The organism is Streptomyces sp. NPDC056948, from assembly GCF_042674225.1.
GTDB lineage: Bacteria > Actinomycetota > Actinomycetes > Streptomycetales > Streptomycetaceae > Streptomyces > Streptomyces purpurascens.
In genome coordinates this window covers 14,527-29,155 of the sequence record NZ_JBHUQX010000064.1, presented here as the reverse complement: position 1 = coordinate 29,155, position 14,629 = coordinate 14,527, and the positions used below count along the sequence as shown (strand labels likewise).

Annotated in this window: 13 protein-coding genes; 5 read left to right on the top strand and 8 right to left on the bottom strand. The window is 74.7% G+C overall.

Annotated features, from left to right (window positions below; genetic code table 11):
* From ACFTZL_RS11280 to ACFTZL_RS11260, 5 genes are all read right to left on the bottom strand, one after another.
* The coding region (locus ACFTZL_RS11280; RefSeq protein ID WP_382580421.1) for a serine hydrolase at window positions 1-345 on the bottom strand (345 nt) is incomplete at its 3' end.
* 96 nt (window positions 346-441) lie between these two features.
* Window positions 442-1,155: a response regulator gene (locus tag ACFTZL_RS11275; protein WP_382580419.1), complete on the bottom strand. Its 714-nt coding sequence runs from the start codon at window positions 1,153-1,155 to the stop codon at window positions 442-444.
* On the bottom strand, window positions 1,152-2,327 hold the full coding sequence (locus tag ACFTZL_RS11270) for a sensor histidine kinase (protein WP_382580417.1): 1,176 nt from the start codon (window positions 2,325-2,327) through the stop codon (window positions 1,152-1,154). The genes ACFTZL_RS11275 and ACFTZL_RS11270 overlap by 4 nt, the downstream gene beginning before the upstream one ends.
* Before the next feature lie 55 nt (window positions 2,328-2,382).
* Window positions 2,383-2,703: a GYD domain-containing protein gene (locus ACFTZL_RS11265; protein ID WP_382580415.1), complete on the bottom strand. Its 321-nt coding sequence runs from the start codon at window positions 2,701-2,703 to the stop codon at window positions 2,383-2,385.
* 53 nt (window positions 2,704-2,756) lie between these two features.
* Window positions 2,757-3,389, bottom strand: a complete 633-nt coding sequence (locus ACFTZL_RS11260) for a MerR family transcriptional regulator (RefSeq protein WP_382580413.1) — start codon at window positions 3,387-3,389, stop codon at window positions 2,757-2,759.
* A 195-nt stretch (window positions 3,390-3,584) separates the two neighbouring features.
* Between ACFTZL_RS11260 and ACFTZL_RS11255 the strand changes: the two genes are divergently transcribed.
* Both ACFTZL_RS11255 and ACFTZL_RS11250 read left to right on the top strand, forming a co-directional pair.
* Window positions 3,585-4,496: a hypothetical protein gene (locus ACFTZL_RS11255; protein WP_382580423.1), complete on the top strand. Its 912-nt coding sequence runs from the start codon at window positions 3,585-3,587 to the stop codon at window positions 4,494-4,496.
* Window positions 4,493-4,963: an ABA4-like family protein gene (locus tag ACFTZL_RS11250; RefSeq protein WP_382580411.1), complete on the top strand. Its 471-nt coding sequence runs from the start codon at window positions 4,493-4,495 to the stop codon at window positions 4,961-4,963. Before ACFTZL_RS11255 ends, ACFTZL_RS11250 begins: the two co-directional genes overlap by 4 nt.
* On the opposite strand, the gene ACFTZL_RS11245 is transcribed toward ACFTZL_RS11250, so the two are convergent.
* Both ACFTZL_RS11245 and ACFTZL_RS11240 read right to left on the bottom strand, forming a co-directional pair.
* Complete coding sequence (locus tag ACFTZL_RS11245) at window positions 4,948-5,607, bottom strand: response regulator (protein WP_382580409.1); 660 nt, start codon at window positions 5,605-5,607, stop codon at window positions 4,948-4,950. The two genes, ACFTZL_RS11250 and ACFTZL_RS11245, sit on opposite strands and share 16 nt — an antisense overlap.
* Window positions 5,586-6,758, bottom strand: coding sequence for a sensor histidine kinase (locus ACFTZL_RS11240; protein WP_382580408.1), 1,173 nt, complete (start codon window positions 6,756-6,758; stop codon window positions 5,586-5,588). The genes ACFTZL_RS11245 and ACFTZL_RS11240 overlap by 22 nt, the downstream gene beginning before the upstream one ends.
* A 111-nt stretch (window positions 6,759-6,869) precedes the next feature.
* On the opposite strand from ACFTZL_RS11240, the gene ACFTZL_RS11235 reads away from it, so the two are divergent.
* Window positions 6,870-7,643, top strand: coding sequence for an ABC transporter ATP-binding protein (locus ACFTZL_RS11235; RefSeq protein WP_382580406.1), 774 nt, complete (start codon window positions 6,870-6,872; stop codon window positions 7,641-7,643).
* Complete coding sequence (locus tag ACFTZL_RS11230; RefSeq protein ID WP_382580404.1) at window positions 7,640-10,021, top strand: FtsX-like permease family protein; 2,382 nt, start codon at window positions 7,640-7,642, stop codon at window positions 10,019-10,021. The genes ACFTZL_RS11235 and ACFTZL_RS11230 overlap by 4 nt, the downstream gene beginning before the upstream one ends.
* A 57-nt stretch (window positions 10,022-10,078) precedes the next feature.
* Here ACFTZL_RS11230 and ACFTZL_RS11225 read toward each other — a convergent pair whose 3' ends face one another.
* The gene (locus ACFTZL_RS11225; RefSeq protein WP_382580402.1) at window positions 10,079-10,507 is read right to left on the bottom strand and encodes a hypothetical protein; all 429 of its coding nucleotides are present in this window, start codon (window positions 10,505-10,507) and stop codon (window positions 10,079-10,081) included.
* Window positions 10,508-10,826: 319 nt separating this feature from the next.
* On the opposite strand from ACFTZL_RS11225, the gene ACFTZL_RS11220 reads away from it, so the two are divergent.
* Window positions 10,827-14,627: a WD40 repeat domain-containing protein gene (locus tag ACFTZL_RS11220; protein WP_382580400.1), complete on the top strand. Its 3,801-nt coding sequence runs from the start codon at window positions 10,827-10,829 to the stop codon at window positions 14,625-14,627.
* Window positions 14,628-14,629: the final 2 nt, after the last annotated feature.

The following is a 14,629-nucleotide window of genomic DNA, read 5'->3' as shown; positions in this document are numbered from 1 at the left end:
CAGCTCGCCCTCGGTGGCCAGTTGCTGGACGACCGCCGCCGTGAAGACCTTGGTCACGGACCCGGCCCGGAACCGGGCCGCCGGATCGGCCGGCCGGTTCGTCCGCAGATCGTGCACGCCCGAACTGCCGCGCCAGACACCCTCGGGGCCCGAGACGCGCACGAGCGCCGCGGTCGCGTCGGCCGTGGGCAGGCCGGCGATGGCGGCTTCCAGGGCGGGGTTCGAGGACTGCGCGGACACCACGGCGGTCGGGGCGGCCGTTCCGGACGCGGCGGCCGGGACGGCCGACGGCCCCGCCACGACACCGACGACGAGCACGGCGGTCAGCAGACGGGTACGGGTCATGGGTCAACTCCGTTGATCGGAACCGTTGTTCAGGACGGCTCCATCCTCCGGACCCGCGGCGCCCGGCGGATCGCCCTCGCGGGCGGTTCAGGGGAGTCAGTTCCTCGCCGACGCGGGGGAGGATCCGGCCGGGCCTGATCCCCCGGGCGGGGGATCACCGGCCGCGATCAGCCCCGTCTCGTACGCGCAGATCACCGCCTGGATCCGGTCCCGCAGCCCCAGCTTCGCCAGCACGTTGCCGACATGCGTCTTCACCGTGTGGTCGCTGACCACCAGCTCGGCGGCGATCTCGGCGTTGGACAGGCCCCGCGCGAGCAGCAGCAGCGTCTCCCGCTCCCGCCCGGTCAGCACATCGAGGCGGGGATCGGGGCGACGCGGCCGGGCGGCGGCGGGCCGGGTGTACTGCTCGACCAGACGCCGGGCCACGGACGGCGCGAGCAGCGAGTCGCCCCGGGCGACGACCCGTACGGCGTGCACGAGATCGTCCCGGCGCACGTCCTTGAGCAGGAAGCCGCTCGCGCCCGCGTGCAGCGCCTCGTACACGTACTCGTCGGAGTCGAAGGTCGTGAGCATCACGGTCCGGCAATCGCCCAGGGCGCTGATCGCGCGGCAGGCCTCGATGCCGTCCATGCGCGGCATCCTGATGTCGAGCAGCACCACATCGGGCGCGTGCCGCCGCACCGCCTCGACCGCCTCGGCCCCGTCACCCGCCTCCGCGACGACCTCGATGTCCGGCTGCGCGTCCAGGATCATCGCGAAGCCGCTGCGCACCAGCTCCTGGTCATCGGCCACCACGACACGGATCGTCACCGCGCCACCTCCGCGGCGGCCGGTACGGGGATCCGTACGCGCACCTCGAACCCCCGGCCGTCCGGGCCCGCCCCCACCACGGCGGTTCCACCGTGCACCGCGGCCCGCTCGCGGATACCGATGAGCCCATGCCCGTGCCCGTGCCCGCGGCGGCCGGGTCGCGGCCCGTGCCCGTCGTCGGTCACCCTGACATCCAAGTCGCCTTGTCCATAGGTGAGTTGTACCGCGACGGTATGTGCTCCGGCATGCCGGACGGTATTGGTGAGGGACTCCTGGACGATCCGGAAGACGGTGGCGGCCACCGCCTCCGGCACGCGCCGGACGTCTCCCGCCGTCCCGTACGTGACGTCGAGGCCCCCGGCCCGCACCCGGTCGAGGAGTGCGGGCAGCTCCGCGAGCCCCGGCTGCGGTTCACGCGGGGCGGCGCTGTCGTCGGCCCCCTCCCGCAGCACGCCCAGCATCCGGCGCAACTGCGTCATGGCGTCCCGCCCGGTCGCCGAGATGGCGTCGAAGGCGGCCTCCGCCCGCTCGGGCGCGGCACGCACCGCCACCGGCCCGGCCTCCGCCTGCACGATCATCAGGCTCACGGCGTGGGAGAGGATGTCGTGCATCTCCCGTGCGATCCGGGCCCGTTCGCGGGCCGCGGCCTGCTCGGCCTCGACGCGGTTCGCCCGCTGACGGGCATCGGTGAGCCGTCCGAAGACGTAGGCGGCCGTGAACACGATGACGGAGAAGGTCAGTTCACGCGCGGACCGCGTGTTGAGCCACACCCCCACCGGCACGGCGACCAGCAGCACACCGGCGGTGACGAGCCGCTTCCGCGCGGTCGACAGCGCGGCGATCGTGTACGTGATCACGAGCCCGGTGTACGGCAGCGGCTGCCCGGGCCCGTCCACGGCCAGTCCGTACAGCGCGGTGGCGGCCAGCATCGCGAACAGCACGGCGACGGGAGCGCGCCGCCGCCAGACCAGGGGCAGCACGGTGAGCGTGCTCAGCCCGTACGCGCCCCAGGTCGCGGGCGGCGCCCCGGCCGCACGCGGCACGACGAACGGCATGGTCATCGCGCCCTGCACGAGCAGCGTGATGCCGATGTCGACGACGAGCGGATTGGCAGCCGTCAGCGCCCGGCCCCGCAACCACCACTCTCGCGGGTCCCCGCGCAATCCCCCCATGGCTCCACAAGGTAATGCGCCCCGAGGCGTGCTTCACGCCCCAGGTGCGCGAACCTCAGGCGCCAGGAGCGCGAAAGGCGACCTGCCGGCGGGTGGCCTCGTCGATCTCGTCGACGGTGAGCAGCGGGGTCGCCCGGGACTGCACGGCACCGCTGGCCTTGACGGTGAGGCTGACGGCGGCCATGGAGACGGTGTCGGGAAAGTCGATGATCATCACGAGGTCGTCCGCCCCGAAGGCGTAGTACATGGCCTCGACCCGCCCCCCGAGACCGGAGACGACCTGATCGACGACGTCCCGCCGCCCACTGGCACCTTCCTCGAGCAGCCCCTTGGTGCCTTCGGGCGTGTACGTGGCCTGGATGAGGAACTTCGGCATGGGGCATGCCTTCCCGGGGGGCAGCGTGGCCGCTACCGGCGCGGCGGCCGCATTCACTCGCCCGCGTCATACAGCCTGGCCGAGGCGTCGACGTGGGCCAGGCGGCGGAGCGAGCTGAGGACCGCCTCGCCCAGGACGGTGCCGATCACCACGCCCTCCACCTTCTCCTCGATCGCCAGGTGCCGGTCCACGTACTCGAGGTCGGCGCGGGCGACCTGTTCGGCGGCGTCGGCATAGGTGTCGAGCAGATCGGCGAAGGCGCCGTGGCCCAGCCGGGCCATGGCGGCGAGGGCCTCGCAGAGGTCGGCGGCCGCGGGGTTCGACGCGTCGGTGCGCCAGCCCCGCCGGGAGATGAGGTCGGTGACAGCGGCTCGGGCCGCCGCCGACTCGGCGTCGTCGTTCTCGCCGTCCGACCTGGCCATGCGTTGCGCGGCCGAGCCGAGCACCTTGTGCAGCGGGCGCTCCCGGTCGTCGACGGCCGCCAGGACCTCCGCGATCCCGGCCACCTTCATGCCGCCCACATCGGCCAGGGCGCGGATCAGCAGGAGCCGGCGCTCGTGCGGCTCGCCGTAGCTGGCCTGGTTCCGGCTGGTCAGCTCGCCCGGGGGCAGCAGGCCTTCGCGGACGTAGTACTTGATCGTCGGCACCGGCACCCCGGTCTTCCGGCTCAACTCTCCGATACGCAATGCCGGTTCACTCCTCGTTTTCGGCCTGCCCGCCCCGCCGGCCCTTGCCGACCCGGCTCCCATGATAGATAGTTCAGCTATCGGATAGTGGATAGTGTTGCTATCCATTCACGGGGAGGGGTGGGCATGGTGGTGTCCTTACGCACGTCACGTACGTCGTCCTGGCATCGGCCGCTGGTGCTGTTCTCGGCCGCGATGGTGGTGATGGCGGTCGTGTCCGCGGTGGGGCTCCTGGTCGACGACCGCGTCCTCGTGGGGGCGCCGATCTGGGCCAAGCCGTTCAAGTTCGCGGTCTCGTTCGTGGCGTACTGCCTCTCCCTCGCCTGGATGCTGTCGCTCCTCCCCGGCCGCCGGCGCACCGGCTGGTGGGCGGGGACCGTCGTCGCAGTGGCCAGCCTCGTCGAGATGGTGATCATCACCGGGCAGGTCGTCCGCGGGAAGCGCAGCCACTTCAACAACGCGACACCGTTCGACGAGGCGCTGTTCAACGCGATGGCCGTCACGGTCGTCATCCTGTGGGCCGGCACGCTCGTCGTGGCCGTGCTGCTGCTCCGGGCCCGCATCGCCGACCGGGCGTCCGCCTGGGCCGTGCGCTCAGGAATCCTCCTGGCGCTGGCCGGGGCCGCCGTCGGCTTCCTGATGACCCAGCCGGCGCCCGGGCAGCGGCGTGGCGTCTCCAAGGTGGTCGGCGCGCACAGCGTGGGCGTGCCGGACGGGGGCCCCTCGATGCCGCTGACCGGCTGGTCCACCACCGGCGGCGATCTGCGGATCCCGCACTTCGTCGGCATGCACGCGCTCCAGCTCCTGCCGCTGCTGGTCATGCTGCTCGGCCTCCTGGCCCCGCGGTTCGCCCGGCTGGCCGACGACCGGGTGCGGCTGCGCCTCGTACTGCTCGCCTCGGGCGCGTACGCCGCCGTCTTCGCCCTGCTCCTGTGGCAGGCGCTGCGCGGCCGGCCGCTGACCGGCCCGGACGGAGCGACGCTCTGGGCGGCCGGCCTGATCCTGCTGGCCGTCGCCCTCGGGACGTACGGATCCCTGCGGACGTCCCCGCCGCCCGGGGCCACCGGCCCCGAAGCCGCTCCCGCCCCGAAGGACCTCGTGCCATGACCGGATTCCTCTTCGAGCTGTCCTTCCTGCTGGCCGCACCCGTCTGGCTGCTCATGATCTTCGCGCCGGGGTGGGGGCCGACCGCCCGCATCGCCGGGTCACCGCTGACCGTGGTGCCGGTCCTGCTCGTCTATCTCGCCCTCGCGGTCCCGGCCTTCCCCGAACTGTGGAGCGCGGTCAGCAGCCCGGACCTCGACACCTTCCGCGACCTGACGGCCCTCCCCGACGGCGCCGGAGCCCTCTGGGCGCAGGTCATCGCCTGGGATCTGCTGATCGGTCAGTGGATGTACCGGGAGAGCCGGCGGCTGGAGATCTCCGCCCTGCTGATGGGGCCGCTGCTGGTTCTCACGGTGCTGCTGTCGCCGTTCGGGTTCCTGGGCTTTCTGGGAGTGCGGGCGGTGAGGCTGCGGCGGGCCGGGCCGAGGCCCTTGAGCGGCGGGCCGGTTCCGGATCAGGCGCGGAGATAGGCCAGTACCGCCAGGACGCGGCGGTGGTCGTCGGGGGCCGACGGGGGCAGGTCGAGCTTCTGGAGGATGCTCGCGATGTGCTTCGCGACGGCGGCGTCCGTGACGACGAGGCGGCGGGCGATCGCCGCGTTGGAGCGGCCCTCGGCCATGAGGGCGAGGACCTCGCGTTCACGGGGCGTGAGCCGGTCCAGCGGGTCGCGGCGGCGGGCGATGAGCTGGCGTACGACTTCGGGGTCGACGACCGTGGCCCCGGCGGCCACGCGGGTGACGGCGTCGGCGAACTCCTCGACGTCGCCGATGCGTTCCTTGAGGAGGTAGCCCGTTCCGACGCCGGCGCGGCGGTCGTCCAGGAGCTCGTCGGCGAAGGTCTGCTCCACGTACTGGCTGAGGACGAGGACCGCCAGGCCGGGCTGCTCGGTCTGGAGCAGGCGGGCCGTGCGCAGCCCTTCGTCCGTCCGGCCGGGTGGCATCCGGACGTCGGTGATCACCAGGTCCGGCCGGTGTTCCCGGGCGGCGGCGAGCAGCGCGGGGCCGTCGCCGACGGCGGCGAGGACCCGGTGGCCGAAGCGCTCGAGCAGATGGACGAGACCTTCGCGCAGGAGGACGGCGTCCTCCGCGATGACTATGCGGAGGGACTGCCGCACGGGATCTCCGCCCTGAGGAGTGTGGGCCCGCCGGGCGGGCTGGACAGGAGCATTCTGCCGTCGGCCGCGGCGATGCGGTCGGCCAGGCCGATCAGGCCCGTACCGCGAGCGGGGTCGGCGGCACCGGAGCCGTTGTCCTCGATGTCGAGGCGGAGCACACCGCCGTGGCAGCGGGCGGTGACGCGGCAGCGGTCGGCGCCGCTGTGCCGGGCGATGTTGGTGAGGGCCTCGGCGGTCACGTAGTACGCCGTCTGCTCGACGGTGGCCGGCAGGCGGCCGGGGAGGTCGAGGTCGAGGTCGGCGGGGACCGGGCAGCGTCCGGCGATGTCCCGTGCGGCGGCGGGCAGTCCGCGTTCCGTCAGGATCTGCGGGTGGATGCCCCGGATCAGTTCACGCAGCTCGGTGAGCGCCTCCTTGGCGAGGGCGTGGGCCTCGCCGACCTGTTGCGCCGCCGCGCTGCCGGGCGGCAGATCGAGGGACGCGAGGCCCAGTTTCATGGTGAGCGCGACGAGGCGCTGCTGGGCACCGTCGTGCAGGTCGCGTTCGATGCGGCGGCGTTCGGTCTCGAAGGCGTCGACGAGGCGGGCCCGGGACCGTTCGACCTCACGCAGTTCGCGGTCCCTCGGAAAGAGCACGGCACGGGCCACGGCGGCGCGGACCCCGGCCCACGCGGCGACCGGGTACGCGGCCACGGGCACTAGCAGCGCGCCCGCGACGGGGCCGGCCACGCTCTGCCAGGGCGTGGCGGTGGGCTGGAAGGGCGCGAGGAGGAGGAAGCCCGGGATGCCGAGCGAGACCAGGACGACACCGAGGTCCATCCAGCCGACCGCCAGGACCGACACGACGCCGTAGCCGACGGCCCGTGGACCGCCAGGGGACTCCGGCAGCTCGCCGCTGTCGACGAGGGAGAGGCGGCGCCGCTCCAGGGGGCCCGCGAGGGCGGCGGCGAAGACCACGGCGGCCACCGCGCAGAGCACCCTGGTGACCGTGCCGATGGGCGCGCTGAACAGCCCGCCGACACCGAGGTAGACGCCGGTCGCGAACACCCCGCCGGACAGCAGGTACCCCAGCGCGCGCCACGGCCAGGCGGTGCGCAGGAACCCCAACGGGCTGCGGGTGAGGGCCTCCAGGACGGTTCGGGGGGTGGTCACGCGGTCGACCGTAGCGGCGGCGGGCGGCCGGGGCAGTAGTGCCAGGTGGAGTATCGGCTCTCGCCCGGGCGGCAATGTGCCGGGCGGTGCAACCGTCGTTGCCTTGAAGGCATGACCACAACCAACACGACCTCGCCGCACGGCACTTCGACCGTGCTGCCCGTCCGACTCCGGTCGCTGACCAAGCGCTACGGCACCGGGGAGCGGGCCGTCACCGCGCTCGACGACGTGACCCTCGACTTCGCGGCCGGGACGATGACGGCCGTCATGGGGCCCTCCGGTTCCGGCAAGTCCACCTTGCTGCACTGCGCGGCGGGCATCGACCGGCCGAGCGCGGGAGAGGTGCTGATCGACGGTACGGAACTGGGCGGGCTGGACGAGAACGCGCTGACGGTGCTGCGCCGGGAACGGGTCGGGTTCGTCTTCCAGGCGTTCAACCTGGTGTCGGCACTGACCGCGGCGCAGAACGTCGAACTGCCCCTGCGGCTGGCCGGGTCACGCCCGGCGGCGGACGAGGTGCGGGCGGCCCTCGCCGCCGTCGGACTCGCGGACCGTGGGGGACACCGGCCGAGCGAACTGTCCGGTGGCCAGCAGCAGCGGGTCGCGATCGCGCGGGCGATGATCGCCCGGCCCGCCGTCCTCTTCGCGGACGAGCCGACCGGCGCGCTGGACAGCGGTGCCTCGCGGGTCGTGCTGCGGCTGCTGCGGGACCTGGTGGACGACCGCGGACAGACGGTCGTGATGGTGACGCACGATCCGGCCGCGGCGGCGTACGCGGACCGGGTGCTGCTGCTGGCCGACGGCCGGCTCGTGGACGAACTGCCGGGCGCCGAGGGCGCCGAGGCCATCGCGGCGCGGACGGCCGCCCTGGAGGTGCGGTCGTGATCAGCCTGGCGACGGCGAGGGAACGGTGGACGTCCTTCCTGGGGTCCTTCGTGGCCGTGGCGCTGGGCGTCGCGGTCGTCACCATGAGCGCGCTGGTCCTGCTGTCGGACGGTACGGGTGTGCCGAGGCGGCTCGCGGGGGCGCCGGTGCTGGTGCAGAGCCCGGCGGGGGAGCGGACGGGCGGGGTGTTCGCGGAGAACCCGCCGTGGGCACCGGAGCGCGCCGAGGAGCTGCGGCGCGAGCTCGCCGAACTGCCGGGAGTGGCTGCCGCGGTGTCCGACCGGTCCTTCTACGCGCAGGTGCCGGGCAGCGAGCAGCGCAAGGGGGAACGGCAGGGGCACCCCTGGTCGAGCTCGGCTCTCGCCGCGTACGGCCTGAGCGCGGGCCGGCCGCCGACGACGAAAGGCGAGATCGTCGTGGACGCGTCCCTCGGGCACCGGCCGGGCGAGCCCGTGATGGTGCTGACGGCGCGCGGGCCCCAGCGCTTCTCGGTGTCCGGGACGATGGACGGCCCCGGCTACTACGTCACCGACCGGAGGGCCGCCGAACTGGCGGGCGGAGTACGGGCCATCGGCCTGGTCCTCGAACCCGGCACCGACGCCACGCGGGTCGCGGACACCGCGCGGCGGACCGTCGGAGGTGACGGCACGGTCCTGGCCGGTGCCGCCCGAGACGCGCTCGCGCCGCGGCAGGACGAGATGACGCGCTGGATCGGCGGCCAGGTGCTCACCGCCATGGCGCTGCTCTCCGCCTTCGTCACCGTCTTCAACGTGTCCTCGACGTTCGCGTTCGCCGTCGCCCAGCGGCGCCGCGAGTTCGGCCTGCTGCGCACGATCGGCGCCACACCGCGGCAGGTGCGGCGGCTGGTGTACGGGGAGGCCCTGGTGGTGGGCGTCGCCGGCGCCGGGGCGGGGTCGATCGCGGGAGTGGCGCTCGCGCCCGCGATGACCGGGCTGCTGATCGACGCGGGCTTCCAGCCCGTGGGGTTCGAGGTGGGCATCCGCTGGTGGGTACCGGCCGCCGCCTGGGCCCTGGGCGTGGCCGTGGCACTCGCCGGGGCGGGGGCCGCCTCGCGACGGGCGTCCCGGGTGAGGCCGCTGGAGGCGATGCGGGTGGCAGCGGTGGACAACCGGCCGATGACACGCCGCCGTTGGATCACAGGGCTGGCTGCGACGGGCCTGGGCGCGGTCTGCTCGGTGGGTACGGCCTTCGCGGGGGCCGACGGCATGGTGCTGCTGGTCCTGGGTGCCGCCATGGGCCTGACGGCCGGACCGACCCTCCTCCTGCCGGTGCTGGCCGGGCCCTTGACCGGGGCGCTGACCCGGCCGCTCGCCCGGCGTCGCGGTGCTACCGCCGTGCTCGTACGCGAGAACATGACCACCGCCGTGCGCCGCACGTCCGCCGCGATCGCCCCGGTGCTGGCGACCGTCGCCTTCGCCGTTCTGATCACCAGCGCGGTGCAGACCACCCAGAGCGCCGACACCACGCGGCAGGCCGCGGCCGTACGGGCCGAGGCGGCGGTCGTGCCCCGGGGGACACCGGGTCTTTCGGACGCCGCGGTCGCCCGGGTCGAGGGCACGGCGCTGCTGTCGACGACGGTCTACGGCGGCGAGGGCAGGGCGCCCCTGTCGGCGGCCGGGGTGTCGCCCGGTTTCGAGCGGGCGTACAGGGTGCGGGCGCCGCGCGGGAACACCGTCGTCGTCACCGCCGCCGTGGCCGCCGCGCACGGCTGGCGGGAGGGCCGTACCGCCGTACTCACCTTCGAGGACGGCCGTGTCGGGCGTCTGCGTGTGACCGCCGTGGTGGACGACGCGATGCCGTACCAGGTCTTCCTGCCGCGCGAACCGGTACGTGCCCACGACCCGTCGGCGCTGGCCGACGTCGCCTACCGCACCGGTCCCACCCCGGCCGGGCTCCCCGCCGGACTCGGCGCCGAGGAGGTGTCGGTGGCGGCGTACGCGGCCTCGGACGACGCCGAGGAGGACCGGCTGGTGTGGCACTTCACCCTGATCCTCGTCACCATCACGGCGGGCTACACCATGATCTCCGTGGCCTCCACCCTGCTGGCGGCCACCGCCGGCCGGACACGGGACTTCCGCGTCCTGCGCCTGTCCGGTGCGACACCGCGCCAGGTGCTGCTGACGCTCGCGGCCGAGACGTGCTGCGTCGTCACCCTGGGCGGCGCCCTGGGACTGGTGGTGGCCGTCCCCGCCCTGTTCGGCACGGCCCACGGCCTGCGCGAGGAACTGGGCCTGCCGGTCGAGTTGGCGGTCGCCTGGCCCTGGGTCGCGGGCGTGATCACCGGCTGCCTGCTGGTCGCCACGGCGGCCACCGTCCTCCCGGCCCGGGCAGCCCTGCGGCGGATGCGGCGGGCCTGACGGCCCCGGGTTCCGGCCGTGGGGTCAGCGGCCGATGGCCCCGTCACGTCGGGCCGGTCATGAGGTGGTCGCCTCCGAGGCCGGGCCGCGTGCGGAGAACCAGTCGCGGCCCTTCTCGCCGCTCACCATCCACAGGGCCGCCACGTCCAGGCACGCGATCCCGAACGCGGGGAGACTCGGCGCCCCGCCGACCAGCGAACCGAGGAAGGCGATGACCATCGACAGGGCCACGAACGACAGGCACACGATGAGCACCACCCGGACCCAGGGGCGCCGCTTGCGCGCCAGTACGACGCACGAGACCTGGAGCGCCGCCACCGCCCAGAGGAACAGCGCCACGAACCAGGCCAGGGCCCACGGCAGGAGCAGGTCCTGTCCGTGGTCCTGCTTGCTCCGGTTCTCCTCGACGAGCGCCCAGCCGCCGAGGACGTGGCCCACCGCGTGCCCGGCGACCATCACCAGGGCCAGGATCACGGACCCGGGCATCCGTGCTCTCGAAACCCTCGAAGCGTCCCCCACTGCGATGACTTCGCGCCTTCGCCGTCCGTACATGGCTCTCCTTCTGCTCGCTGCGCGGCGGATCCGAGCCCTCCCCTCGCAGGGCTCGGACCGCGCCGTGGCCCACCAGGAGTCGACCGCCGTACGGGGTTGTTCAGCAGGCCCTGTGCCCGCACCGAACAACCCGGGGGCGCATGCCGCGCCGAGTGGCCGGGAGGAAGGGTGAGGAAAGGGTGAACGCCGGTGCCCCGGCCGCCGATCCGGCCGAAGGTCGGGGGAGGGCGTACGAGGGGGAGGGGGCGGGCACGTGCCGGGACAAGCAGGACCGGGTCGCGCCGAGGGCGAGCTGGATCCGGCGGCCGGACCGGTGCCGCGGTTCGCCGCCGGGCTGCGCGCGCTGCGCGAGTCCGCGGGCAGGCCCACGTACCGGGAGATGGCCCGGCGGGCGCGGTACGGAGTGACCACCCTGTCGCAGGCGGCGGCGGGCAGGCAGTTGCCCACCCGGGCGGTGACGCTCGCCTATGTGAAGGCCTGCGGCGGCGACCTCGCCGAGTGGGAGCGGCGCTGGCGCGAGGCGTCGGACGAGCTGGCGGCCGAGGCCGCCGCCGCCGAGACCGCCCGGCCGCCCTACCGGGGCCTGACCCGGTTCGAACCGGGCGACGCCGAGCTGTTCTTCGGCCGCGACCAGCTCGTGGAGCGGCTCATCGAGCTGAACCGCAAGCACCGCTTCACCGCAGTCTTCGGTCCCTCCGGCAGCGGCAAGTCCTCCCTGCTGCGCGCCGGTCTCATCCCCCGGCTGCGGACGGCCTCCGAGGACGGCGTGCCGCCCGCGGCCGTACGGATCCTCACCCCCGGCCCGGATCCGGCGCACACACACGCCGAACGGCTGGAACCCGTCCCCGGCACGGACGCCGACACCTGGCTGATCGTCGACCAGTTCGAGGAGCTGTACACCCTCGGCGCCGACCCGGCCGGCCGGGACGCCTTCATCGACCGCCTCGTCGCCGCCACCGACGCCGACAGCCGGCTGCGCGTCGTCATCGCGGTCCGGGCCGACTTCCTCGGCCGCTGCGCCGAACACCCCGGGCTCACCGCCGCGTTGCAGGACGCCACGCTGCTCGCCGGGCCGATGAGCCGGGCGGAACTGCGGGACGCCATCGTCCGCCCGGCCGCCGCGGCCGGCCTGATCGTCGAACGGGCCCTGACGGACCGCCTCCTGGACGAGGTCGAGGACGCCCCGGGCGGGCTGCCGCTGATGTCGCACGCCCTGCTGGAGACCTGGCGCCACCGCAGCGGCCGTGCCCTGACCGAGACGGCGTACGAGGCGGCCGGGGGACTGCACGGCGCCGTCGTACGGACGGCCGAGGAGGTGTACGGCGAACTCACCGCGACGCAGGCCGAGCTGGCTCGCCGTGTCCTGCTCCGGCTGGTCGCCCCCGGTGACGGGACACCCGATACGCGTCGTCCCACCGACCGCGCGGAGCTCGACTTCGGCAGTCCGGCCGACACCGGGGTGGTTCTGGAGCGCCTGGCCCGGGCCCGTCTCGTCACCTTCGACGACGGCACCGTCGACCTCGCCCACGAGGCCCTGATCATCGCCTGGCCCCGCCTGCGCGCCTGGATCGACGCCGAGCGCGACCGGCTGCGCGTCCACCGCGCACTCTCCGAGGCCACCCGCACCTGGCAGCGACTCGGGCAGGAGAACGCCGCGCTCTACGCCGGCTCCCGGCTGAGCGCCGCCCGCGACGCCTTCCCCGTGGACGGCGACGCGGCCCGGGACAGCGACGAACTGACGTCTCTGGAGCGGCGGTTCCTCACGACCTCGCTCGGGCGGAGGCACCGTGCCGCGCTGCTGCGCCGCACCGTCGTGGCCGTACTCGCCGCGCTCGCCCTGCTCGCCACCGGCACCGCCGTCGTCGCCCTCCAGGCCCGTGCCAGCGCTCAGGCCGAACGGGACGAAGCCGTCTTCGGCCGGCTCACCGCCGAGGCCGACCGGGTCCGCGAGACCCACGCCGGGCCGGCGGCCCGGCTCGATGTCGCCGCGTACCGCATGCGCTCCACCCCGGACCTCAGGACCCGGCTGGCCTCGGACGCGGGCCGGGTACTGCCCACCCGGCTGCCCGGGCACGACGGGGTCGGCAGCTCCGTGGCGTACGCGCCCGACGGCCGCACCCTCGCGAGCGGCGGCCACGACGGCACGGTCCGGCTGTGGGACACCACCACCGGGGCGCTGGGCGAACCCCTGCGTCTCGGCACGGCCCGGGTCAGCGCGGTCGCCTTCGCACCGGCCGGCGGGAACCTGCTGGCGGCCACCGGAGAGGGAGGTGCCGTCCGGCTGTGGGACGTACGTGAGCGGAAGCGGCCCCGCGCCCTCGGCCGCCCGCTGGTGAGCCACGACGAGGAGAACGTCGTCTCCACCGCGTTCGCCCCCGACGGCCGGACACTGGCCACCGCCGGCGACGACGGAACCGTACGGCTGTGGAACCTGGCCGACCCGGCCCGCCCCAGACCCCTCGGCAAGCCCGCCGAGGCCGACGCGTCGGACGACGGCAGCGTCCGCGCGGTCGCGTTCGCCCCGGAGGGCCGCACCCTGGCCACCGCCGGCTACGACGGCACCGTACGGATGTGGCGCTACGGCGAGGACGACGGCATCGACCCGCTGGGCAAGCCCCTGCGCGCCCACACCGCCCCCGTCTGGACGCTGGCCTTCTCCCCCGACGGCCGGACGCTGGCCACCGCCGGCTACGACGAGACCGTACGCCTGTGGGACGCGTCCCGCCCGGGCCGCCTCGAACCGCTGGGCGAACCGCTCACCGCGCACACCGCGCCCGTCCTGTCGGTCGCGTTCAGCCCCGACGGCGAGACCCTGGTGAGCGCGGGCGAGGACGACGCGCCCGTCCTGTGGAACGTGGCCAACCCCGCCTACCCGCAGCAGCTCGGGGAGCCGCTGACCGGCCACACCGAGGCCGTCTGGGAGGTGGCCTTCAGCCGCGACGGCCGCACCCTCGCCAGCACCGGTGCCGACGGGAGCGTCCTGCTCTGGCACCGGCCGCCGAGCGTCCTCACCGACTTCACCAACCCGGTGACCGCCCTCGCCTTCAGCCCCGACCGCCGCCTCCTCGCCGCCGCGAGCACCGACGACGGGCTGATCCGCCTGTGGGACGTACGCCGCCCGGACCGCCCGCGCCGGCTGCCCCGGCCGCTCGCCCACGAGGACCAGGTGCTCGCCCTGGCGTTCGCCCCGGACGGCCGTACGGTGGTCAGTGGCTGCGCGGACGGCACCGTACGCCTGTGGGACGTCTCCACGCCCGACCGGCCCACGCCCCTCGGAGCGCCCCTGCCGGCGCACGACGGCGGCACCTCCGCCGTGGCCTTCGCGCCGGACGGCCGCACGGTGGCCACCGGCGGCGAGGACGACACGGTGCGGCTGTGGGACGTCCGGCGACCGGACCGCGTGCGGCCGGTCGGCGCACCGCTGCGCGGCCACCGGGACACCGTCACCTCCGTGGCCTTCGCACGCGGCGGCCGTCTCCTGGCCACCGCCTCCGAGGACTCGACGACCCGGCTGTGGCACGTGGGCGACGGGACACCGGCCCGCCCCGCGGGCGCCGCCCTGCGCGGACACGACGAGGCGGTCAACGCGGTGGCGTTCGCCCCGGACGGGAAGACCCTGGCGACGGGCAGCGACGACCGCACGGTGCGGCTGTGGGACGTCGGGAAGGGCGGCCGGGTACGCCCGTCGGGAGAGCCACTGACCGGACATCGCGGGGAGGTCCGGGCCCTGGCGTTCGCCCCGGACGGGAGGACCCTGGCGACCGGCGGCGGCGACCACGCGGTCCGCCTCTGGGACGTCGCCGACCCGGCCCGTGCCGAGCCCCTCGGCCAGGAACTCACCGGCCATCTCGACACCGTCACCACCGTCGCCTTCAGCCCCCGGGGCGACGCCCTCGCCTCCGCGGGCTACGACCTGACGGCCCGGCTGTGGACCCTGGACCCGGCCCGCGCGGCCGACTACGCCTGCGCCCGCACGGCCGGCGTCCTCACCCGAGCCGACTGGAAGGAACGCCTGCCGCGACTCGGGTACCGGGAGGTGTGCGAAGGAGGTTAGGG

Excerpts from the sequence above, each read along its gene's own strand:
- ACFTZL_RS11250 (WP_382580411.1), top strand. The coding sequence starts at position 4,493 with ATGACCGGATTCCTCTTCGAGCTGTCCTTCCTGCTGGCCGCACCCGTC.
- ACFTZL_RS11270 (WP_382580417.1), bottom strand. The coding sequence starts at position 2,327 with ATGGGGGGATTGCGCGGGGACCCGCGAGAGTGGTGGTTGCGGGGCCGG.
- ACFTZL_RS11225 (WP_382580402.1), bottom strand. The coding sequence starts at position 10,507 with ATGCCCGGGTCCGTGATCCTGGCCCTGGTGATGGTCGCCGGGCACGCG.
- ACFTZL_RS11235 (WP_382580406.1), top strand. The coding sequence starts at position 6,870 with ATGACCACAACCAACACGACCTCGCCGCACGGCACTTCGACCGTGCTG.
- ACFTZL_RS11255 (WP_382580423.1), top strand. The coding sequence starts at position 3,585 with ATGGTGGTGATGGCGGTCGTGTCCGCGGTGGGGCTCCTGGTCGACGAC.
- ACFTZL_RS11265 (WP_382580415.1), bottom strand. The coding sequence starts at position 2,703 with ATGCCGAAGTTCCTCATCCAGGCCACGTACACGCCCGAAGGCACCAAG.